Source organism: Cereibacter changlensis JA139, from assembly GCF_003034985.1.
Lineage (GTDB): Bacteria > Pseudomonadota > Alphaproteobacteria > Rhodobacterales > Rhodobacteraceae > Cereibacter > Cereibacter changlensis.
The window spans coordinates 1-1,811 of record NZ_PZKG01000306.1 but is presented as its reverse complement, the minus strand read 5'-3'; the positions used below and the strand labels follow the sequence as shown (position 1 = coordinate 1,811).

Genomic DNA, 1,811 nt, shown 5'->3' with positions numbered 1-1,811 from the left:
TTGAACTGGTGGCGACGGACGGGGCGCTGGAGAGCTTCATCACGGCGAACATGCCGGAATCCATGGCCTATTACGATGCGGTCGAGAACCAGACCAAGGTCTGCTCGGCCGGCTGGAACAACATCAAGACACAGATCGACAACGACGTGAACGCGGTCCTCGCGCGCAAGGCCGCCGGGATATTCCAAGGCGGAGATCAAGAACTGTCGGGAAGGGGCGCGGCGAACATCGCGCGGCTGAAGGGCACGCTTGGCGACTTCCAGAGCATGATGGCGATGTCCTCGGCCTCGGCGGTCCAGACCATCAAGCAGGCGATGTATGTCAACGCGATGGATGACGGCATGATGCGCTTCATCGCCAATTCCGGAAACTCGGCGGCGATGGACATCTACCAGGTGGCGCGGGCGGACATCCAGACCCGATCGAGCTACGCCGCGATCGGGGCCAACGCCGCGAAATGGGTGCCGCTCCTGAAGATCGTGTTCGAATGCCTCTATTATGCGGCCTTCCCGCTGACGCTCCTGATGATGATGACGCCGCTCGCGCCGGCTGTGCTCAAGGGCTACATGGGCGGCTTCGTGTGGATCGCCGCCTGGGAGCCCTTGAGCGCGATCCTGCATTCCATCGTCATCAAGGCGTCGACGGGGTTCTACCGCACCGCGGGGGCGGTCACCTCGGACGGCTCGGTCAGCGACGTGGTGCTGTCATGGGCCAACCACTACGGCATCCGGGCCGTCGAGCAGGACGTGGGCACGGTGGCGGGCTTCCTGATGATGTCGGTGCCGTTCCTCGCGACCGCGATCATGTTCGGGGCGGGGCGGATGACCGGCATGGCGACCTCGATGCTGAACGTGAGCCAGGGCGCCGCGATCGAGACGGGGCGCGAGGCGGCGACCGGCTCGATCGGCCTCGGCAACATGAACATGAACAACTACGCCGGCAACAAGATGAACCTCTCTTCGGTGGTCGATGTCGGGCGCGAGACCATGACCTTCGACACGGGCGGCATCGCCACGCGCAACATGGACGGCAGCTACGGCTATGCGCCCGGCTCGGCCGTCTCGACGGGCGGGATCTCGTCGCAGCTCGGCTCGGCCGTGCGCGGCGAGATCTCGACCCGGGCGGAAAACGCCCGGGTGGCGGCGAGCAGCGCGGCCTCCGAACTCGGGAGCTACATCACGCAGGGCGCGGGCCAGCTGACCAGCTTCGGCGAAAGCGTCACCAACGGCCGGCAGGGCAGCATGTCCTATGGCTGGGAAGGGAGCAGTTCTGAGCGGGACAGCGTCTCGCAGTCCTACCAGCGCGTGGAGGATTTTGCACAGCAGCACAATATTACCACCGATACCGCCATGGCCGTCGGTCTTGCCGGCAATGCCGGGGCAAAACTGGATGTTGGTGCGGCATCTATTGGAGCAAGTGCAAGCGCCTCTTCTTCGCTCAAGGGAATCTCGCAGGACTCATGGATGGAGTTGGTCAAAGCCGCCGAGACCAGCGGGCTGACCAGCGACGTTGCGCGCATCAGCAGCAGCCGGACAGCCGCCACGGCTTCCACGAATGACGGCACGCAGACCACGGCGAGCGAAGGCAAGAGCTTCAGCCTGGATGAGGGCGAGCGGCTGGCCGAGACCTACATCACCCGGCTCGAGGAAGCGCAGAACTACTCCCGCGCTGAGAGCTATGTCGAAAGCGCCGGCAGCAGCTTCGATGTCGGCCTGAACCAGATGGTGGCGGGCGAGCTGGGTGCGCGTGGTCATTCGCCGCTCGATGTCAGCCGGATCATGAACCCGAAGACCGACGCCGAAGTGGCCGAG

General features: G+C 64.8%; 1 protein-coding gene. It reads left to right on the top strand.

The genetic code is table 11. The annotated features are described in order from the left end of the window. The coding region (locus C5F48_RS23500) for a conjugal transfer protein TraG N-terminal domain-containing protein (protein ID WP_181247768.1) at window positions 1-1,811 on the top strand (1,811 nt) is incomplete at both ends.